The following is a 20,171-nucleotide window of genomic DNA, read 5'->3' on the forward strand; positions in this document are numbered from 1 at the left end:
ATTTAAAATAGATGGTTATGAACAAGCTTAATAAAGAAGATATTAAACCAGCCGTTTTTGAATTATACAACGACTATGCACACAATCGGTTAAGCAGGGAGGAATTTACAGAGAAATTGTCCGTTTATGCTGTCGAAGGGTGGACTGTTGCATCACTGATGGCTTTCTTAATGCCTGATTATAAAGATGCGATACAGGTTCAGTCAGATGATCCGCGAATTGTTACAAAATGTATCAGCTATCCATCTCCAAAAGGGGGCGGTACAATAAAAGCACTATTGTGTATGCCCAGGGGCAACCAAAAAAAATTACCGGGAATAGTGGTGGTACACGAAAACAGGGGTTTAAATCCGCACATCGAAGATGTGGCCAGACGTACTGCTTTGGCAGGATTTGTCAGCCTGGCTCCGGATGCATTAAGTCCTTTAGGAGGTTATCCCGGAAATGATGATGACGGACGAGCCTTGCACAGCAAAAGGGATCCGAACGAAATGCTGGAAGACTTCATAGCAGCATTTGAATACCTGAAAGAATATGAATATTGTAACGGAAAAGTAGGCGTAGTAGGATTTTGTTTCGGAGGTTGGATTTCCAATATGCTGGCGGCAAGAGTTCCCGATTTGGTTGCCGCAGTTCCTTTTTATGGAAGTCAGGCACCTTTGGAAGAAGTTCCCAATATCAAAGCTGCGCTTCAATTGCACTATGCTGAAATAGATGCCAGTATCAACAGTGGTTGGAAAGCTTATGAAAAAGCATTGACAGATAATAATAAGGAATACACGGTATACCATTATCCGGGTACAAATCACGGCTTTCACAATGATACCACGCCACGTTATGACAAAGCAGCAGCAGAATTGGCATGGAAACGCACCATTGATTTCTTTTCGAAAAAGTTAGGGTAAATAATATGTAAAAGTTCCGATTTGATCCGATAGCAGGATGAAATTTTTAAGCGGCAGGGGGGAGACCATCCAGCTGCTTTTTTTTGTCAAATGTAATGTTTCTTCAAAAGTTTGTAATGGTGTTCTTCCAAAGCAAACACCTCCGGCTATAATCCATAAAAGCCATCATCAACCCAAATAGCCATCGCAGTTTTAATCACCTGTATAAATGCGAAGATGGCCAGGAATACTCCTTCCCGAACTTCAGGAGACAATCCGGTTATTCAGGAGAAATACCTGGTAGACCCCGTCATGCCTGAGAAGTGATCCGGATCACATTCATCACAGCTCATTTCAATTGTGATGCAGGTCACACAGCTACCTGAAAAATACTTTCGAAATTTGGGTTACAATCAAAAACAAAAAGAATGAAAAATCAAACATTTGAGATCGTAAGTACCCAAAGCAACATTGATTGGGTGGGCAAAAAGGTAACCGGCGCACACAATGGTACCATTGCTATTAAAGAAGGTGAAATCATTTTGAATGACGGTAAGCTTACCGGCGGTAAATTCATTATCGATACGGCCTCCATCAAAATACTGGATATTACTGACGCTGCAACTAATGCGCAGTTTGCCGGTCACCTCGCTTCTGATGATTTCTTCTCCATTGAAAAATATCCGGAAGCGACTTTGGCGATCACCTCAGTTTCAGGCAACCGTGTTGAAAGCGATCTGACCATCAAAGGCATTACACATCCTGTTGGCTTTGATGCAGTCATCAATGTAAACGGCGATCTGTTTACTGCCACCGGCAAACTGGTAATCGATCGTACCAAATACGGAATAAAATTCCGCTCCGGTAATTTTTTTAAGGATTTAGGCGATACCCTTATCTACAATGATTTTGAATTAAATGTAAGTGTAACCGCTAAAGCTGCATAACCAGTCTTTAGCATAAAAAATAAAGTCATGCCATACGTCAAAATTGAAGTAACCCGCGAAGGTGTTACAAGACAACAAAAGCAAGACCTTATCAAAGGGATAACAAACCTGATCACCGATGTGTTAAATAAAGACCCGCAGCTAACCCATGTGGTTATCCTTGAAATTGATCTGGATGATTGGGGCTATGCCGGAGAACAAGTGTCCGTACTGAGAAAAAAAGGTATCATCGCTGATAAAAAATAGTATAATGAAAAAGCAAACAATCATTGTTACCGGTGCCTCATCAGGCATAGGTAAGGAAATCAAAGCGCCGGATTGCACCTGCTCAACCGTGTCGGCGAAGTGCAGGACATCGCACAAATGGTGTATACCGTTACCAAAAGCAACTTTATAAGCGGTGCTATCATCAATGTAGATGGTGGCATGGCAGCCGGGCATAATCTGAATTAAATTAATATGAAAACGCTTTTATTGACCGCTCTTTTGTCATCTGCGTTGCTGGTAGTAAGCGCACAAAACTTAAAGAAAATGAAAACTAATCAGCAAGATTCATTGGCAATTACCCAGGCACTGGAAGATTATTACTTTAAGGGTATCTACGAAGGCGACATTAACGTACTGGGCAAAATTCTGAATCCCGGCACCTTATTGTTCGGGGACGTAAATGGGCAGCCTTATGCCAAAACACTTGATCTGTACCTTGACGGTGTTGCGCACCGTCAAAGCCCCAAAGATTCCGGCAAGCCTTTTAAAGGAACAATCATCTCGGTAGATGTGATCAACTCCATAGCTGTTGCCAAAGTACATGTCAAAATGTATGAATTCAATTATGACGAGTTCCTGTCATTTCATAAAATTGATACCCGCTGGGTGATCGTCAACAAAATGATCACAGACGTGGCTGAGTTAGACAATTAAAACATTAAGCGATGGACACTTCAAAAGTATGGTATGTAACCGGGGCTTCCCAGGGCCTGGGACTCAGCCTGGTGAAAAAGCTGCTCGATAATGGTTACCGGGTGGCTGCAACCTCCCGTAATGCACATATGCTGAGCCAGGCGGTTGGATTGATAGACAAGGACCGCTTTCTGCCGCTGGCAGTGGATTTGAATAACATGGATTGTATTGATGACTCTATACAGCAAACACTGTCAGCATTCGGACGCATCGATGTGGTGGTGAACAATGCCGGCTACGGAATGATTGGAACAGTGGAGGAAATAGGGGAACAGGATATCAGGAACATCTTTAATATTAACGTACTGGCAACCATCCAGGTGGTAAAGACTATCCTGCCGGTAATGCGCCGCCAGAGATCAGGCTATATTATAAATATTGGCTCGGTCGCCGGTTTTGCGGGCGCTCATGGCTGGTCTGTTTATTCAGCCACTAAAGCTGCCGTTGCTGCTTTTTCTGAAGTGATTGCACTGGACGTCAAAGAATTTGGAATTAAGGTGACGGTAGCTGAGCCTTCAGGCTTCCGGACAGGCTTTTTGACCCAAAACTCACTTGCACTGGTCTCCACCAGTATCGGGGGTTATAAAGCGATAAAAGATAGTCGTGATCGTTATCTTTCAGCGAACGGGCAGCAACCAGGTGACCCCGATCGGGCCGCAGAAATATTTATAGCATTAGCCGAAAGTGCAGCGCCACCCATGCATCTTTTTCTTGGAGCCGATGCTTATAACAGGACTTCAGAAAAATTGGCTGTCATGTCAGCAGAACTGGAACAGTGGAAACCAATAACGATCAAAGCAGATTTTCAATCATGACCGGTATTTGTGCCACAGGAAGCGCCGGAAGCCTTTACCGGGGCAATCATCGCTGTTGACCGGCATCCAGGTTAAGCCATAGTATTTGAGTCAGTCCCCGATTTTCTATCTGAAAATATTTAACTTTAAAGAATACTATGAAATACAGCTTATATGGCAATGGAAGCTAAGGAAATTTTAAAAGCTCACATAGAGAAAATAGCTGTACTGACTGATGAGCAGTTTGATTATTTATTCTCGCATTTTAAAAAACAAAGTTTTAAAAAAGGACAGGCCATTATTACCGAAGGCGATCCGGTAGATAGTGAATACTTTGTAATTTCCGGCTGCTTAAAATCCTTTTTTATCAATGATGACCTGAAAATGTTCATCTTGCAGTTTGCCATGTCTACCTGGTGGGTCTCTGACTATAATGCATTATATAACCATACCAAAGCCACCGTCAATGTAGATTGTATTACCGATGCAGAAGTCCTTTGTCTTAGCAATAGTGATCGGGAAAAACTGTGTAACGAATTGCATAAGGTGGAGCATTTTTTTCGGTGGCGGACCAATAGAGGATATGTTGCGGCTCAAAAAAGACTGTTGTCCTTCATGAATAATAATGTGAAACACCGGTATGAAGAATTGTTGAAATTGTATCCGGAACTTTATAATATGGTTCCTAAAAAACTGATCGCTGCTTATCTGGGTGTTTCAAGAGAGACACTCAGCCGGTTGTAACATGCATTAGACGTGACTTGTATCAGATAAATATTATCGCTCCCACAAATGTGATACAGGTCACACAGTCACCTCGATTTTCCTGCCGTACTTTGTTGTGTAATAGATTTAAACATTTTAGCATTATGTGGTATCAAACAAAAGCATCGGAAATACTGGGCATTGAATATCCTATTCTGCAGGGTCCATTCGGCGGAAACCTCTCATCTGTCGAACTGGTATCAACAGTATCCAACGCTGGCGGGCTTGGGGGCTACGGAGCCTATTCATTAAGTCCGCAGGAAATTATTCAGGTGGATCAGCAGATCAAGGCCGCAACTAACAAGCCCTATAATATCAATCTGTGGGTTTCGGATACAGATACGCCGGATGGTACTGTTTCAGATGAACAGTTTAAACTGGCCCAGGCTTTATTCAAACCTTATTTTGACGAGCTGGGAATAGCCTTACCTGAAAAACCGGCACCGTTCAAATCCCGTTTTGAAAACCAGGTAGATGTGATCCTGCATCAGAGACCACCTGTATTCAGCTTTATGTTTGGTATCCCGGCTGATGATATCCTTGAACAATGCCGCCGGCTTGGTATCGTCACCATAGGAGCGGCAACTACGCTGGACGAAGCCATAGCACTGGAGTCAGCTGGAGTCGACCTGATCATTGCTTCAGGTTTTGAAGCCGGAGGGCATCGGCCATCTTTCCTTGCATCAGCCGAATCATCTACTACCGGAACATTCGTATTGCTCCAATTAATTAAAGAAAAGGTAAAAAGACCAGTTATCGCCGCAGGCGGCATTGCTAACGGAAAAGGTGTTGCTGCAGCGTTGGCACTTGGCGCCGACGCTGCGCAGATTGGTACGGCCTTCCTGGCAACCGACGAATCTAATGCCACAGTCACGCACCGGCAAATGCTGTTTTCAAATGCAGCTAAGTATACTACGCTGTCACGGGCATTTACCGGAAGACTTGGCAGGGGAATAACTAACCGAATCGCACAGGATCTGATTCATAAAGAAAAAGACTTTCTGCCTTTCCCGCTGCAAACCCAGTTCATGTCGCATTTAAGGAAAGAGGCTACAGAACAGGAAAAATGGGACATCATCCAGTTTTGGGGCGGCCAGATAGCACCAGTACTAAAACATAAGAAAGCAGCTGATCTGATGAAGTTCATTCTGGAAGAAACTACAGCATATTTCGATCATCTGAAAAAATAACTGTAACCCACTATCCACAGAGACTTGATAGCTCATGCCTGAAAATAAATAAACGCAGACCTAATTGATACCGCAAATGTTTGCCAATTCCTTGTATCCTAATTTGTAACCTTTCAGATTCGTTTGATGTAGTTTACCTTTACCTGCAAAAACAGAAAAGTCGCATAAATCTTAAGATTCATGCGACTTTAATTAGATCCTCGCGGGGTGGAGGGGGACAATGTTCGAACCTTTTTGCGAAAGATTTGAGCAAAATTGGACGGTTTATTGGCAAAATTGCTTCATTAACTTCACCTGATCTGATGTAACCTTTGTTTTATCGTAAGCCAGATACAATACATTCTCTATCGGTATCCTACCACGCCAGATTACCTTCAGGTCATCGTTCAATAGGTAATCTGCCGCTATTGTCAAAGCAGAGCAGTGCTTCAGTGATTTTAAGATCAGATTCATGTCCGGTATTACACAGTATGGTTTAATAGCCGGACGTTTGTAGAAGTTCTTTTGCCAGAACCTGCGTATGATAGCAAGATCTGTGGTATATGCAAACCAGGGCTGTGATAACAACCATGCTTCTCCACTTTCCCAATTTTCTTCACTAACGTAATTATCAAATTCAGTGGTGTCAATTGTTTTACTGCCAGCGATGATAAAAATCTCTTGCCGGATAGGCTCAAAAACAAGGTGCTTATAATCGGTCAACTTAGTAGCGACCACAAAATCCAATGTACCTTTGTGCAACCTGCCAAGTAACTCTTTGGTGCGTCCAAAGGACAAAATAAGATTCGGTTCAATGGCGGTTATATTTTCAGATAATACGGCCTGAAAATACTCCTGCACAGCACCCAGCCGGATGATGGGCAACTGTTTTTTAAAGCAGGCAGCATTGAAATTCGCCTCCACTTTCTCCAACTTTTCCAATGGCTCGACTACCTCTGTATAAAACAACTTACCATAATCTGTAGGCACTATTTTCGGCTTCCGTTCAAATAATGCCTTTCCAACATGTGCTTCCAATAAAGAGAGATGCTGACTCACATTAGGCTGTGATATAAACAACGTCTTTGATGCGGCGGTTAGTGATCCTGTTTGATAGACAGCTTTAAATGTTCTGTACCACTCCAGATTTACCATACAATAAAGTTATAATTATTTTTATGACCGCCTATAAATTAAGCTATTTTAGTTATATATCTCTACAGCGGAAATTTGTCTTCAAACGATAATAAAATGGAGATTTTACCACAGGTACAGGACGTATTGACTTTCATTCATTCAGTTAACGTTACGCATATCGAAGACAAGTTGCAAGCTTCAAGAGCATTCTATGAAAAGTTGATACCACTTGCAGGAGAGCAGGAAGCCGTATTTGCAGTCGAAGACAAAACCATCGAATTTACTGACCGAAAAATTAACATCAGGATTTACAGACCTGATAACAAAAAAACATTACCGGCAGTAGTCTATTTTCATGGCGGCGGGTTCTTCAAAGGAAGTCTTGCAACACATGACCGTCCTTTACGGCAGCTTGCCAATTTATCAGGGGTAGTCATTATCTCAGTTGATTACAGGCTTGCCCCTGAATACCCATTTCCTCATGGTTTGAATGATTGTGTCGACACAACAGCATGGATCATAAACCATGCAGAAGAACTGGGAATAGATAGCCATTATATGGCCGTAGCCGGAGATAGCGCCGGAGGTACATTAGCTACTGCTGTAGCAGGAAAGCTGAATAACATTTTATGCCAGATACTCATATACCCCGCTACTGACTCATCTTTTGCAACCCCCTCCTGGTCAGAGTTTGCAGAAGGCCCTATTTTAACCTTAAAACAGGCTATTCAGTTATGGGAGTATTATACGGAAGATAAAATCAATGCGGCACCAATATTCAACGATGATCTGTCAGGCATGCCTGATACGTTCATTATAACAGCAGAATATGATCCACTGCGGGATGAAGCTATGGCCTATGCAAAAAAACTTCGCCATGCGAATGTGCAGGTAACTGAAAAGCTTTACCCGAAAATGATACATGGTTTCATGCAGATGGGAGGCGTAATAGATCAGGGCAAAGAGGCAATTGCAACAATAGCGGAGTATATCAGATATAAATTAGTAAAATGAGGAGGTTTGGATTGATAGGTATGATCACAACAGCATTCGGGCTTATCGAATAAATTAAATTCAACTTGATCCAAAACCGACTAAAAAAGAGAAACCTGCAACTAGTGCAGGTTTCTCTTAATTTTAGCGGACCGGATGGGACAATGTTCGAACCTTTTTACCACTGATTTGGAGAAAGTCCGCGAATAATAATTAATAGATGTCGTACGGCGGCTTAAGTGTATAGTACCAGTTTAATTGTGCCAGATCACCCTTTGTAAAAACATAATACGGGTTGGTGCCTGAATCAAAATCGGCTGGTGCGCCGTTATAACCGGTTAGGGAATAGAGAGAGTTGTAGCTTGACATTAGTGCGAGGGATGGGTCTTGTGGGGTATTATGTGTATTAGGTATCGCCATTTCCTCCACATTAGTGTCATAGTCGCCACCAGATACAGCGCCGGTGTGTCCATAGCCAAGGGTATGTAAGAATTCGTGTACGAGTAATCTGGTATAATATACATGCGCCCAACTTAAACTGGTTTGATTTAAATCGAGGTTGATGGAAATCAAATCTCCTACATTTCCTGTGCCACCGGGGATATGTGCCCATGCGGGTGCGGCATTTGTTCCGCTGTTATCTCCTCTGATAACCACGCTGTAGCTGGTTCCTAAGGGCGGTATCACATCGCCGTAGGTGATGGTTGTAATGTTAATGTTTAGAGATAATTGATTGAGATATTTTTGGGCTACCGGAATCGCAGCGTTAATGGCCTTTGCTACTACATTTCCATCGGCGCCTGAAAGCCTGTTATCGACAAATACGGTAATGTTTTTACTTTTTGAAAAATCTACTTTTTTATTAAACCAAATATTGTCTGCCGGCTTAATGTTTACCAGGTTATTTTCAAAGAACAGCTCCTGCTGCTGCTTTGATTTGGTGCAGCTAAAGCAAAGTAACAGTGCTGCAGCGATAATATATTTTTGTTGCATAAAAAACGTGTTCCAGGTTAAAATTTAGTTTAGGGTCTATCACTTACAAAAGTCAGGTTATCGTAATACCATGTTTTGGATCCCATCCACCCTCCTTTATAGGTTCCATCGTACATTAAGTAATATGCCGTTACATTCCGGGTTGCCGGATCCCAGGCAGATGCGGCTGCTTCTGCAGGAGCAGGACTTAAAGCAGCAGAGCGCCCTCTTACAGGGTCCGGCTGTCCGAAATAATTGGTTACACGTACTATCTGACCATTTCCATTTGAATTAAAATGCAATACCGGGCAAAAATATCCGTACCAGTTCCAGCTGTTGCTGGCAGTACTCCAGAATATGTGTGCGTTTAATGGGTTATTATACGGGTCTGAATAACCATTGTTAAACACATAGGAGTCTCTCATGATACAGGTAGAGTCATCCACGGTCACTAAGTCGACCGTAGTACTACCAATAAAAGTATTCTGCGGGAACTGATAGTCTGTCATACCTCCGGATCGTAATGAATAAAAACCGTCGTACTTGTTTTTAACAACCAGTTTGTAATACACATAAAACCTGTCCGTACTGATAGATAGCGGTTTGGGTACTTCGGCAATATTGTAGGCTATCATATACTTATCGGTCGGTTTTACGTTCTGTGTATTCACCACCAATGTAAAGTAGCCTACATTTTTACCAGCAGGTATCGTCACTTTTAAATTTTCGCTGACGATCGTATTTTCCGGAAAGAAGGTCCAATTCGTTCTTTTAGCGATATTATATTTGGCGATGGCAGCGGTATCCCGTGTGAGTGTCACCGTTACATCCTGGTTTAAAGGTCCGGCGGTATTGGCAATATAAACCGGAATGGTAATAGTGTCAACTGCTTTTAGTGTAGAAGGTAATCGGGTGATCGTTTTTATGCGACTATCCAATGATGTGGTGGCGCCATTATCCAAAGGAGCCAATTCTACGATGCTGGTGGCCGGCACATCCGAAAGGGATACGCCAAATTTGTCTTTCAGGCAAGACTGCACAGTGATTGCCAGGAGACTTATATATATCAGGTTGAAATGCTTTTTCATCTTTCAGTATTTTGTAAGAAACTATTCAAAATTATCTGCCCCAGAATATTTTTTTAGTAAGTACATCTTCTCCCTGAGCCTTTACATTAGCCGTATTGGTGGCATATTCTATACTTGGATAAAACACTCTTTTGGGTAAAGCTGGTGCCCCGGGATATTTAGAACCATAAATATAAGTGGGCCATCCGGTGCGGCGGAAATCGGCATAGGGTTCGAATGGATTTACCCCATTCATGGAAATCCATTTTTGAGACAAGATGGTTTGCAACGGGTCGGTAGTCAGCTCTATATTGAAGTTGTTGACCTTCCCTGAAGTCTGCGTCATATAACCATTTGCGTCTGCAATAGCATCGTTGGGCTGATAGGCAATATTACCGGAAGGATCTGGCAAAGAGCCTTTATATAGATAGGTGAAGTTCGCACGAACCCCATTTTTATATAACGCTTTGTAGTCGCCCGGAATAATATTGCTATAGGCCGCCTCGGCTTGTAAGAAATAACTTTCAAATGACGTCATCATTGGAATAGGTTGATTAACGTTTTTAATAATTCCAAAACCGTTAGTTCCCGAGAAGGTGCCATTCACATTATCCCCCCAGGACAAACCTGATAAGGTATCGTTATTGGCAGTTGGTACGCCAAAATATGCACCTTTAAAGTGGTTTGAATTATTATCATATGGGGCGTACATCCTATACAGTCGCCAGTCGCCATAGCCATTGAATCCATCCCAATAAAAATTAACAGCCGCTGCATTTGCCCGGTAATAGTTGTAGCTGGATGTTTGCTGATTCTGGCTGATATTCCAAAATCTTTCTACCAGGGGATTACCTTTTCCGGTTTGGTTGAAAAAACCGGGGTTTACATTTCCTTCTGTTTCCACGCTTGAAATGTATCCGTCGGATGCCGCACTATTGAGCAAATTTTTCAATGCAGTAGCATAGTACGGTGGTTTTGTTGTTAATTGACTCACTCTGAGAATCAGTCTTAGTTGGAGGGTATTGATAAATTTAACCCAATTGCCTTTATTCCCGTTGTACATAATATCACCTTTGGGCACATTTCCTGACCAGTTCTTAATTAAGTCTCTGGCGCTATCCAATTGCTGGTATAAATTATTGTAAATGGTTGCCGCATCGTCATATGCAGGTGTCGGGTATTTATCGATCTGTAATGCCTGTGTGTACGGAATATTTCCAAACAGATCAATCAGGTTATGATAACAAACGACATTCATTGTTTTTACAATACCTCTGTAAAAATTGTTACCATTTGCGTGTTGGTCTATGTATTGCAAATTTCCAAGATAATTGTAATAGCTGGTCCACATACCCTGAAACCATTTGTTGTCAAAGGTATAATTGAACACATATGAGTTCACAAAGGAACCTCCCCCAATAGTCCAATAACCCATCCAGTACGACATATCATCTGACCCCATATGCTGTATATAGGCAATGTTCCTTAATTGCGGAGACAATACCAGATCGATATCTACGTTGTTTGGATTATTGGGATTATTTTCATTTATATCAAAATATGTTTTTGAGCAAGCCGACATCCCTGCTATCAGCAACAAAACGAATAAATATTTAGTTAGTACTTTCATTTTGTAAAAGTTTCCTGTTGAAAAAAATTAAAACCTGACGCTAATACTTCCACCTATAAATCTTGTTGGTGGTGTTTGTGAAGTGTTGGTGGTGCCATCTGCATTATAGGCGCCACCAAGATTAAATTCGGGATCAGTCCAGATATTTTCTGCGGGTCTCCACATCAATAAATTCCTGCCGGTAACCGCTACTGTAGCGCCCTTGATAGTTTTAGATCCACTGAAAACAGATACTGGTAAGGTATAGGACAATACTACTTCTCTGAGTTTCCAGAAAGCATTGCTGGTAACATATGGTGTTCCAATGGTGCTATATGCCTGCCAAAACTGGTACACATTGGCAATTTGTCTGGACTTGTTGTCCACATAATGTCCGCTTCCATTATCATAAACAGAATTAGGGAATACAAATCGCTGGCGATCACCATAAGTAGAGTGTTCGGAGGCTCCTGTCCAGTCTAATGTTTGTCCAACCTGATTAAACAATACACCACCGCCTCTGTAGTCTGCTACGATCGAGAGTCCGAAATTTTTGAAAGAAACGGAGGTTGTCAGACCTAAGCGATAGGGTTGAAAAATGGAGCCCATGAACTTATAAGCCGCTGCACGTGTAGGATAGCCGTTATAATCGACGATCACTTTTCCAGTGGCGGGATCTCTGGAGAAATCAGTTACTTTTAATGCCGGGAAAGCATATCCTACTACCGCATACGCGTCATTTGTCATTGACAAATCGGCGCCATTATTAGGTAATGAAATTACTTTATTGTTGATATAGGTGAAGTTGGCGCCTACATCCCATCTGAAGTCGGCGGATCTGTTATTAATGAGTGTAAATTTAATATCTGATTCTACGCCAAAATTGGAGGTTTCTCCACCATTCACCAGCATAGAAGAAAACCCTGTTGCAGGAGATACCTGGGAAGGAATCGTCTGGTTTTTTGTTCTTTGCCTGAAAACCGTTCCAGTAAAGTTAATCCTGTTTTTCAGGAAACTTAGTTCAATACCTCCTTCTATTTCTGTTGTCCGTTCATCTCTCAAATTGGGATTGGGAGCCAGCATATTTTTACTGTAACCCACATTATTATTAAATGGATAATTAGTAGCAACGTTGAATGAAGGAGTGGTCAGATAAGAACCATAAGTACTAATAGTACTCAGGTTTACCTGCCCTGTTTGGCTGTATGCTATTCTTACCTTCCCAAAATTCACCACGTTGTTATTGAACAATTTTGGGAACGCATCAGAAAGAATGAACGCCGCATCAGCCGATCCATAGGAAAATCTTCTGTTAGAAGCAGAGAGGATAGAGGTCCAGTCAAAACGATAACTGCCGTGTAGAAAGAGGTACTGATTTATACCGAAAGACAAATCAGCAAATGCTGCCTGCTGATTGCGTTTTGCCAGACTTTCGCTGGCAGTTTGCTGACCAATATAACTGGATACATTATAAAAGTCATTAAATGCGAGTGTGCCTGCACCAAAATCTTCAGCATTGTACTTATCCTGTACGATGGAGTGTCCCAATAAGAGTTTTGAGTTAATATTTTCAGACAACTTCTTTTTGAATGTCAATAACAAATCACCGGTTATACGTGATTCAAAGCTTGATCCACCGCCTGTTGTGGGCAATAACACTTTTCTGTTTGATGCCTGGGTCCCTCCCGGAATATTATAGGGATTGGTTTGCTCATAGTCGGAGTATTTCCAGCCATTACCGGTGTTTTTATAATTATAGGAACTGTAGGTATAACCGAATCTGTAACTGGCTTCTATGTTGTCTGTTATTGCCAGCTTTGCTCCCACATTCCCCACAAATTTATTATCGCTGCTTTTTGTTCTGAAGTTATTTAAGTTCCACCATGGATTATCATTCCAGGCGTTGTAGTAATTGTCAGGAGAAGAGAAAAAACCGCTTTTAAACCAGTTTAAATCAACATGTGCCGGAGAGTTTAAGATTTGGTTGTATAAACTTCCTCTGTTCCATATTTGGTCAGTATTGGTGTTTGTATAGGCCAGCGCATAGTCGATGTTCAAAATACTATATTTGTTACTTCCATTAAGTTTAAAGAAGTTTTTTGACAACTTATTTTCCGGGATGATATCTGACCTGTCTGTTCTCTGGTAGGCAACATATGTTGTGCTGTTTGGAGTAGCGGTGCCCAGCGACAAATCATACTGTTTGGTAATGCCGGTTTGGAAAAAATCGGTACGTGCACCTTTTTTCGGGGAGTAAGTAGTTCTTATCACCGTGTCTTTATAGGTGCCGTCGTTATTAAATATCCGCTTGGGTGTTCCTACATCAACGATGCTTCCATCGTACTTAGGACCGAATTGTTGATTTTCAAAGGGAACATTTATGGTTTGTCCGGTTACAGGGTCTGCATAGTTAGATTCCCCTCCCCAGCCGCCATAGGAATTTTGCAGATTAGGTAGTTTGGAAATACTTTCCCACTGTATGCTGGTTTTAAAGTTGATTTCTGTTTTACCAACGGCTGGTTTCTTAGTGGTAATAATCAACGCGCCATTGCTACCGTTAGACCCATACAATGAAGCTGCAGCACTACCTTTGAGCACATTTACGCTTTCAATATCATTGGGATTGATGTTGTTCAGAATATAAGGTTGTACAATGGCCCCGTCCAGTACAACAATAGCGGCATTATTTCCCGTAATAGACCTGTTACCGCGTAAGTTGATTTTATAAGAGGGATCCAGGTTGTTGTCTTGTGTTTGAATGGAAAGTCCGGATACTTTACCAATTAACCCGGAAGTTGCATTGATGTTTTCAGCCTGGTTTAATTCTTTACCACTAATGGTAGTAGTAGCATATCCCAGCTCTTTTGGCTGGCGTTTGATACCATAAGCAGTAACCACCACTTCCTGTTGAAAGGTGGCCGTTGGTTTTAAGCGTATGGTGATGGGGGTTTCGTTTGCAACCGGTATTTCTACGGTTTCTGTTCCAATGTAGCTGAATACTAAAATTTTGGAACTGTTGTTCGGCACAGAAAGTTGAAAACGACCATTGGTATCAGTGCTGGTACCAAGTGAAGTACCTTTAATCCTTATCGTTACGCCGGTTAATGGTGTTCCTTTGGCATCCGTTACCACACCCCTGATAAGCAATGGTGGCTGCTGAATGGCGGAAGTTGTGGTGGCATTACGATTGGGTGGATCTGATTTTAATACAATGATGTTACGTCCTATAATAGAGTAACGCAGTGGTTGTTCCTTTAAACAGGTTGTCAACGCATCTGCTACAGAAACATTATTCAGATTTACCGTGACGGGTGTGGTTAGTGTCAGTGTGCCATCTTTGTAAAAAAATACATAGTCGGTCTGGCTCTCTATAGCTGTAAATATTTGCCGGACATTCAATTTTTCTCCTTTCAGTGTAACGTTCTGTGAATAAGATTTAGCGCTTAGCTGAATACTGGCAGCCAACAGAAAGACAAAGGTCGTTTTCATCTTGCGTAGCGTTTTGTTAGGGAGTGTAAATAGCTGTATTTTTTCAAATACATTAGTAAAAAACATCATGTTTCTTGGTTGAGTAATGAGCAATAGACTTTGGCATCCTTAAATTCAAAGACGTTTGTATTAATTTAATGGTTGATTCCTGATTGATTTCATCAGGTTTTTTTATTTTTTGATAATAATGGTGGAATTATTTACCGCATATTTGATATTATTTAGATCTAATATTTTTAAGAACTCAGATAGATTTTCGTTGCGTTTTAATTTACCTGTGAATTTTACATCTGTGACATGATCTTCAAACTGAACATTTACATCGTACCATCTTTCTATTTGTCTCATTACAGCAGAAAGGGGTACAGCGGAAAATTGAGAATATCCGTTTTTCCATGCTATTACTGAATTGACATCTACCTGCTCATTGAGGTTCATTTCTCCATTCCGGGCCATATTTACCTGCTGGTTAGGTGACAATAACCGGGTTTGCAGGGAGCTATGTGATTGTACTTTTACTTTTCCTTCTAATAAGGTGGTGCTGGCAAACGGTTCATTTGAGTACGAGTTTATATTGAACCTGGTTCCTAACACTTCCACACTAAAGCCAGCTTTACCGGCTGATTTATTATCTGCTTCAACGATAAACGGCACCGATTGATCGCGGGCACCTACCAGGTGTTTGACTTCAAAGTATGCCTCTCCGGTAATGTATACCTTTCGTTCTGTGGCAGGAAAAACTACCGGGAATCTGATGGAGGAAGCGGCGTTCAACCATACTTTACTGCCATCAGATAGTTGCAGGGAATATTGGCCACCACGGGGTGTGCTAATGTTGTTGTACAGTATTTTTTCATCATTCTTTTCTTCTGTACTATAAATGATTTCACCACTTTTAGGTTTTACTATGCGGCCTGTTCCCTGCATCGCAAGCAGTCCGTTCTGTGCACTGTCTAATACGATTGTTTGCCCGTTGTTTAGGGTAAGGGTAGCCTTATTACCTCCACTGGTAATATTCAAAGGATTGGGTGTGGTTTGAGCCACTTCCTGTAACGGAGTATTTACGGAACGGTGAGCGTAATAATAATATGACACGCCAACAAGCGCTGCTACCATTGCTGCCGCTGCCTGGTACCGCCACCTGGAAAATAATTTCTTTGGTTGTCTATCGGTTTTAGTAGCTATATCAGGTGTGTTGGTAAGTATTTGGCTCAATACGTTTTCGGCATCCGTATTACTTAAAAGTATATTGATTTTTTCCGGGTGCTGGTAAATGTCCTCAATAGTTTGGGCAATCAGCTCCTTTACAGTTATTTTATTTCCGGGAAGGGAGAATAAATCAAATAATTCCGATAGTTCTTCTTCGGAACAGCTATCATTTACATATTTATGGAATAATTCCAGCAATCGGTCCTGCATAAACGCTTATATAAGTGCCACTAAAAGTATTAGACGCACCGCATTTATACAAAGGGGTAGATAAAAAAAAATATTTTTTTCAGAAAACCACAGTATCATCTAACGTATTTGAAATCAAGGTATTAATTTCATTCGAATGAGAGTGGTCTTCATGGGGGGATGGGTAGACTTCACCAAAATTGTGTGTGTAGTCGCAAACGCATAACAGAATTACCAGTAAGAAGCTTTGATCCCGCAAAAAGGTTTGGACAACTTTGTTGGCGGCCATTATATGTTTCTTAACGGTTTCTTTGGATATTTTCAGTTGCGTGGCTATTTCATCATGACTAAACCCTGCTGTTCTGCTTAAATGGTACACATGTTTTTGCTGAGGGGTTAATAAACGGGCGGCCTTGGATAAAGTAGTCTGCAGGTCGCGCAACTTAATAGATTCTTCCGTGCCGCTGTCAATATCCGTGCTATTTTCATGAATTGTTTTGATAGCTTTTATTTCTGCTTTTTTTCTTCTTAGCTTACTATAGATATTATTCCGCACCATGGTATGCAGGTAGGCATTGAAGTTGTCGATTTCATGAAGGGATTCCCGGTTTAACCAAATGGTAGTAAATACTTCCTGTAATACATCTTTGCTGTTAATGTCGGATTTCAATAATTTTTGGGCGGTGAAATATACTTTCGCCCTATGTTTTTCAAATAATCTTATAAATGCAGTTTCGTCCCCCGCAGCTATCGCAAGCAAAAGCATTTTATCCTCCATTGTTAGCCAATTACTTAGTCCTACTAAAATAGTGAAAATATAGTTATAAGTTTTGATGTATCATACTGTCGGGCAAGTGGGAAAAAAAAATGGGCGTTTAATTGTAAGGTAGTAAGTGACAGTTAAGGCGATTAAGGGGGTCTAAAATGATTGGAGGAAATTAAAGGAGGGCTGATTAACTAATCGAGTAAAAAGAAGAAACCTGCTTATTGAGCAGTTGATTGGCCGCTTCATGTTTAACGATCAGCCGTCCTAAATGAAAGTAGGTGAATACCATCAAACTATTGGTATTCTTTAAAGCCTGATGTCTGACAGCTTCCGGTAAATCAACCACTTGTTTGAATAATATATTGCCTGTTATCTTCATTTTTTCGCCCCCTCTATTTCACCATACGAAAATGTTTTGACGCATGTATTGTTGTATTTGGTCAGTAGTAATTATTATTTTAAAGTGCCTCCAGTTCCAGTACAGAGCTGGTTTCTATTTTCTTCATATACCATTTCAGTCCCTGGTACATCAGCGCCTCACCACTGAATACCTTACCACTTTCGGGAAACTGAGGTGGGGCGTCTTTCAATAAATTTATTTCTGTAACCCTGTAGTTTTTCTTTGGATCCAGGCCATTGAATTTCCATTCTGGCCAGGTATCCTGCTGCATTGTTTCCATGTCGTAGGCAAATACCACGGCTTTGTTCCTTGCGCTGTCTACATACATCAACGATGAAAAATTAGTAGCATAGGGGGATACGAGCCGGTACAGGGAGCCATAATTGATCACATTTTGCAGCCGGTGATAATTATCCACCGTTGTGTGGGCAAGCGCCAGCTCCTGATCATTTAGCTTTTTTACAACAATATCAAAACCAAGCTTACCCGCCATTGCCACATCCATTTTATATTTCAGTGATTCACGGCCGGCAGCGGTTACATGTGCACATACGGTGAGGGCGGGATAAAAATAGGAAGTGGCCCATTGTAGACGTATCCTGTCTACAGGATAAGTATTATCACTTGGCCAAAACTCCTGGAAGTACTTCATCGCACCGAATTCTACCCGACCGCCACCACTGGCGCAAAGCATCATATCGAGATTTGGATACTTATTGCGGATACGTTCCAGTATGTTGTACCAGGCTTGTGTGTAACGTATATACAAACTGTTTTGGTCCTTTTTTAAATAGGGGCTATAAGCGTTATCCATAGAACGGTTACAATCCCATTTTATGTAAGCAATTCCCGGTGCTTCTTTCATCAGGTTGTCAACTACGTCAAATACAAAATCCTGTACCTTGGGATTAATCAGGTCCAGTAACAACTGCGTACGGTACAAATGCTGTGGGCGGTTCGGTGCAATCATCAGCCAGTCGGGATGCTGCTCATACAATTCACTCTTAGGGTTTACCATTTCAGGCTCTATCCATATGCCAAACCGAAGTCCTTTGCTTGTTGCTTCTTTTACCAGGTGGCCGATACCTCCTGGTAATTTCTTTCTATTAGTCTGCCAGTCACCCAGCCCGGCGCGGGAATGATCACGTGGATATTTGTTTCCAAACCAGCCATCATCCAGCAAAAACAAATCAACACCTAATTTATTGGCGTCGTCAAAAAGATTTACAATCGTATCCTGGTTGAAGGCAAAATAAGTTGCCTCCCAATTATTAAGAAGTGTTAATCGTTTTTGCCGCCCGTTCCAGATGCCATAATCGATAGCCCAGCGATGAAAATTGCGGCTTACCTGGCCAGTACCGCTATTGGAATAGGTAAAAATGAAATGTGGTGTTTCGAATTTTTCGGTTGGTTCTAACGCGTATGAAGAAGCATAAGCATTGATTCCCGGTATAATTTTTAATGTATTGCCCATATCAATATTCAGTTTCAAAGTTTCAAACTGTATATTGAAGTTTCCGCTATAGGCAAGTGTTCCGGCGAAAACTTCACCGGCAGTTTCTGTAACATCTTTTGTCGGCGAAATAAGAAATGATGGATTGTAGTTGCAGGCGGTACGTACTCCCAACTTGGATTGTATGCTAAATATGCCTGGTTGTAGCAACGACTGTTTCATTTCCATTTCTTTTTCGTACTCACCATAGAAATATGTGAGATGGTTTTGGGGCCATAGAATGTTGATAAAAGCAGAGGCATACCGGTTTAGAACCACCTTGTCCTCTTCACCATGTGAAATAGTAGTCCAGGTATCGATAATATCTTCTGCCTGGAAAGATTTATAGTGCAGCGTTACGAAGAATGGGTAAGCTGGATCTTGCAGTTGTATATCTGTTTGGACAATGTTCGGTGATAAAATCTTAGACTGGTGTGAAACATAGTTTAATACCAATGACATATTTCCGTCTGCATGCTTCACTTCAATAGCTGGCTCATTCAGGTAGGTGGAACCGCCGGTGGCATAAGCCGTATTCAGTGTTGCATTTTCATTACGGTAGTCCGGATTTACATCTCGATATACTGATGTATTGCTTAGCTTGGGACCCAGGTATATTTGCTGTACCTGTTTATTGGTATCTATTTCAAAAACAATGGCCGTGTGATGAGTCGTAATGGCAATGGTTTGGGCCTGACTTATTTTAAGGGAACTGATTGCCAGAATAAGAAACAAATATTGTTTTGCTGCTGCTGAAATGTGCATATGATTTGTTGTATAAAATAAACTGTTTTTGAATTACCATTTTACTACCAGCTATACATATGCCGTCCGGACCCAACTTTCCTCTTTGAATGATCTTTAGTTTATTTGTATAACAATCATAAAACCGTTTACATTCTTTTAAAGTGTAGGTTACGTCAATTGCCTGGTATTATCTTTGTTTTTAATGCCCCCTACCTACCATTTAACCCCGGAAAATAGCAAAATTTTCTGATGAACATTATGAAGGCTGTAAGAAATAAAAATTTAGATTTCGGAAATTAATGTTAGAAAAACATGTTTTTTTCTTCTGACGAAAGTATGTAAAGGAAATAGTACTTGCATTCAGGAGTTAAAAATTGTAAAGAATTGGTGAAAATATAATAAATGCGTGCCCGAAGAGATGACCGCCAGCATGTGAGAAAGTTGAAAACTAAATTGTGGATGCTCGTAAATAGTTTCGATATCTGAATAACGAAACTTTAAGCAATGGTACAATAGAGACGAGCTACTATACTGATAAGGGAGATATAGTGATTATCTACTGCAAATATTGGTTAATTGACA

Annotated in this window: 17 protein-coding genes; 9 read left to right on the forward strand and 8 right to left on the reverse strand. The window is 41.2% G+C overall.

Annotation, left to right across the window (positions count from 1 at the left end):
• The first annotated feature begins 17 nt into the window (after nucleotides 1–17).
• The 8 genes from CLV51_RS08370 to CLV51_RS08405 all read left to right on the forward strand — a co-directional run bounded on the left by CLV51_RS08370 (nucleotide 18) and on the right by CLV51_RS08405 (nucleotide 5,540).
• The gene (locus CLV51_RS08370; RefSeq protein WP_106527506.1) at nucleotides 18–905 is read left to right on the forward strand and encodes a dienelactone hydrolase family protein; all 888 of its coding nucleotides are present in this window, start codon (nucleotides 18–20) and stop codon (nucleotides 903–905) included.
• A gap of 407 nt (nucleotides 906–1,312) precedes the next feature.
• Nucleotides 1,313–1,831, forward strand: a complete 519-nt coding sequence (locus tag CLV51_RS08375) for a YceI family protein (protein ID WP_106527507.1) — start codon at nucleotides 1,313–1,315, stop codon at nucleotides 1,829–1,831.
• 27 nt (nucleotides 1,832–1,858) lie between these two features.
• Nucleotides 1,859–2,077: a tautomerase family protein gene (locus CLV51_RS08380; RefSeq protein ID WP_106527508.1), complete on the forward strand. Its 219-nt coding sequence runs from the start codon at nucleotides 1,859–1,861 to the stop codon at nucleotides 2,075–2,077.
• Between the two features lie 72 nt (nucleotides 2,078–2,149).
• Nucleotides 2,150–2,284, forward strand: a complete 135-nt coding sequence (locus CLV51_RS29765) for a hypothetical protein (protein ID WP_281261517.1) — start codon at nucleotides 2,150–2,152, stop codon at nucleotides 2,282–2,284.
• Nucleotides 2,285–2,290: 6 nt separating this feature from the next.
• A complete protein-coding gene (locus CLV51_RS08390) occupies nucleotides 2,291–2,752 on the forward strand; it encodes a nuclear transport factor 2 family protein (protein ID WP_106527509.1) in 462 nt (153 codons plus the stop codon).
• 11 nt (nucleotides 2,753–2,763) lie between these two features.
• A complete protein-coding gene (locus tag CLV51_RS08395) occupies nucleotides 2,764–3,606 on the forward strand; it encodes an SDR family NAD(P)-dependent oxidoreductase (RefSeq protein ID WP_106527510.1) in 843 nt (280 codons plus the stop codon).
• Between the two features lie 153 nt (nucleotides 3,607–3,759).
• On the forward strand, nucleotides 3,760–4,329 hold the full coding sequence (locus tag CLV51_RS08400; RefSeq protein ID WP_245898654.1) for a Crp/Fnr family transcriptional regulator: 570 nt from the start codon (nucleotides 3,760–3,762) through the stop codon (nucleotides 4,327–4,329).
• A 125-nt stretch (nucleotides 4,330–4,454) separates the two neighbouring features.
• Nucleotides 4,455–5,540 carry an NAD(P)H-dependent flavin oxidoreductase gene (locus tag CLV51_RS08405; RefSeq protein WP_106527511.1) on the forward strand — a complete coding sequence of 362 codons (1,086 nt, stop codon included), beginning with the start codon at nucleotides 4,455–4,457 and terminating at the stop codon, nucleotides 5,538–5,540.
• A 264-nt stretch (nucleotides 5,541–5,804) separates the two neighbouring features.
• On the opposite strand, the gene CLV51_RS08410 is transcribed toward CLV51_RS08405, so the two are convergent.
• A complete protein-coding gene (locus CLV51_RS08410; protein ID WP_106527512.1) occupies nucleotides 5,805–6,674 on the reverse strand; it encodes a LysR family transcriptional regulator in 870 nt (289 codons plus the stop codon).
• Between the two features lie 96 nt (nucleotides 6,675–6,770).
• On the opposite strand from CLV51_RS08410, the gene CLV51_RS08415 reads away from it, so the two are divergent.
• Nucleotides 6,771–7,670, forward strand: a complete 900-nt coding sequence (locus CLV51_RS08415) for an alpha/beta hydrolase (protein ID WP_106527513.1) — start codon at nucleotides 6,771–6,773, stop codon at nucleotides 7,668–7,670.
• Between the two features lie 192 nt (nucleotides 7,671–7,862).
• On the opposite strand, the gene CLV51_RS08420 is transcribed toward CLV51_RS08415, so the two are convergent.
• The 7 genes from CLV51_RS08420 to CLV51_RS08455 all read right to left on the reverse strand — a co-directional run bounded on the left by CLV51_RS08420 (nucleotide 7,863) and on the right by CLV51_RS08455 (nucleotide 19,607).
• Nucleotides 7,863–8,642: a zinc metalloprotease gene (locus tag CLV51_RS08420; protein ID WP_106527514.1), complete on the reverse strand. Its 780-nt coding sequence runs from the start codon at nucleotides 8,640–8,642 to the stop codon at nucleotides 7,863–7,865.
• A 29-nt stretch (nucleotides 8,643–8,671) separates the two neighbouring features.
• Nucleotides 8,672–9,709 (reverse strand): DUF1735 domain-containing protein, encoded by a 1,038-nt coding sequence (locus CLV51_RS08425; RefSeq protein ID WP_106527515.1) that lies wholly within the window; start codon nucleotides 9,707–9,709, stop codon nucleotides 8,672–8,674.
• A 31-nt stretch (nucleotides 9,710–9,740) separates the two neighbouring features.
• Nucleotides 9,741–11,318, reverse strand: coding sequence for a SusD/RagB family nutrient-binding outer membrane lipoprotein (locus tag CLV51_RS08430; protein WP_106527516.1), 1,578 nt, complete (start codon nucleotides 11,316–11,318; stop codon nucleotides 9,741–9,743).
• 27 nt (nucleotides 11,319–11,345) lie between these two features.
• Nucleotides 11,346–14,786, reverse strand: a complete 3,441-nt coding sequence (locus CLV51_RS08435; protein ID WP_158266956.1) for a SusC/RagA family TonB-linked outer membrane protein — start codon at nucleotides 14,784–14,786, stop codon at nucleotides 11,346–11,348.
• 171 nt (nucleotides 14,787–14,957) lie between these two features.
• Nucleotides 14,958–16,205 carry a FecR family protein gene (locus CLV51_RS08440; RefSeq protein ID WP_106527518.1) on the reverse strand — a complete coding sequence of 416 codons (1,248 nt, stop codon included), beginning with the start codon at nucleotides 16,203–16,205 and terminating at the stop codon, nucleotides 14,958–14,960.
• A 79-nt stretch (nucleotides 16,206–16,284) separates the two neighbouring features.
• On the reverse strand, nucleotides 16,285–16,962 hold the full coding sequence (locus CLV51_RS08445) for an RNA polymerase sigma factor (RefSeq protein ID WP_106527519.1): 678 nt from the start codon (nucleotides 16,960–16,962) through the stop codon (nucleotides 16,285–16,287).
• Nucleotides 16,963–17,408: 446 nt separating this feature from the next.
• Nucleotides 17,409–19,607, reverse strand: coding sequence for an alpha-galactosidase (locus CLV51_RS08455; protein ID WP_106527521.1), 2,199 nt, complete (start codon nucleotides 19,605–19,607; stop codon nucleotides 17,409–17,411).
• Nucleotides 19,608–20,171: the final 564 nt, after the last annotated feature.

The organism is Chitinophaga niastensis (assembly GCF_003014755.1).
Classification (GTDB): domain Bacteria; phylum Bacteroidota; class Bacteroidia; order Chitinophagales; family Chitinophagaceae; genus Chitinophaga; species Chitinophaga niastensis.

What these genes read in the sequence shown, in the direction of transcription:
- CLV51_RS08370 (WP_106527506.1), top strand. Translation starts at nt 18, where the DNA reads ATGAACAAGCTTAATAAAGAAGATATTAAACCAGCCGTTTTTGAATTA.
- CLV51_RS08375 (WP_106527507.1), top strand. Translation starts at nt 1,313, where the DNA reads ATGAAAAATCAAACATTTGAGATCGTAAGTACCCAAAGCAACATTGAT.
- CLV51_RS08380 (WP_106527508.1), top strand. Translation starts at nt 1,859, where the DNA reads ATGCCATACGTCAAAATTGAAGTAACCCGCGAAGGTGTTACAAGACAA.
- CLV51_RS08390 (WP_106527509.1), top strand. Translation starts at nt 2,291, where the DNA reads ATGAAAACGCTTTTATTGACCGCTCTTTTGTCATCTGCGTTGCTGGTA.
- CLV51_RS08395 (WP_106527510.1), top strand. Translation starts at nt 2,764, where the DNA reads ATGGACACTTCAAAAGTATGGTATGTAACCGGGGCTTCCCAGGGCCTG.
- CLV51_RS08400 (WP_245898654.1), top strand. Translation starts at nt 3,760, where the DNA reads ATGGCAATGGAAGCTAAGGAAATTTTAAAAGCTCACATAGAGAAAATA.
- CLV51_RS08405 (WP_106527511.1), top strand. Translation starts at nt 4,455, where the DNA reads ATGTGGTATCAAACAAAAGCATCGGAAATACTGGGCATTGAATATCCT.
- CLV51_RS08410 (WP_106527512.1), bottom strand. Translation starts at nt 6,674, where the DNA reads ATGGTAAATCTGGAGTGGTACAGAACATTTAAAGCTGTCTATCAAACA.
- CLV51_RS08415 (WP_106527513.1), top strand. Translation starts at nt 6,771, where the DNA reads ATGGAGATTTTACCACAGGTACAGGACGTATTGACTTTCATTCATTCA.
- CLV51_RS08420 (WP_106527514.1), bottom strand. Translation starts at nt 8,642, where the DNA reads ATGCAACAAAAATATATTATCGCTGCAGCACTGTTACTTTGCTTTAGC.
- CLV51_RS08425 (WP_106527515.1), bottom strand. Translation starts at nt 9,709, where the DNA reads ATGAAAAAGCATTTCAACCTGATATATATAAGTCTCCTGGCAATCACT.
- CLV51_RS08430 (WP_106527516.1), bottom strand. Translation starts at nt 11,318, where the DNA reads ATGAAAGTACTAACTAAATATTTATTCGTTTTGTTGCTGATAGCAGGG.
- CLV51_RS08435 (WP_158266956.1), bottom strand. Translation starts at nt 14,786, where the DNA reads ATGAAAACGACCTTTGTCTTTCTGTTGGCTGCCAGTATTCAGCTAAGC.
- CLV51_RS08440 (WP_106527518.1), bottom strand. Translation starts at nt 16,205, where the DNA reads ATGCAGGACCGATTGCTGGAATTATTCCATAAATATGTAAATGATAGC.
- CLV51_RS08445 (WP_106527519.1), bottom strand. Translation starts at nt 16,962, where the DNA reads ATGGAGGATAAAATGCTTTTGCTTGCGATAGCTGCGGGGGACGAAACT.
- CLV51_RS08455 (WP_106527521.1), bottom strand. Translation starts at nt 19,607, where the DNA reads ATGCACATTTCAGCAGCAGCAAAACAATATTTGTTTCTTATTCTGGCA.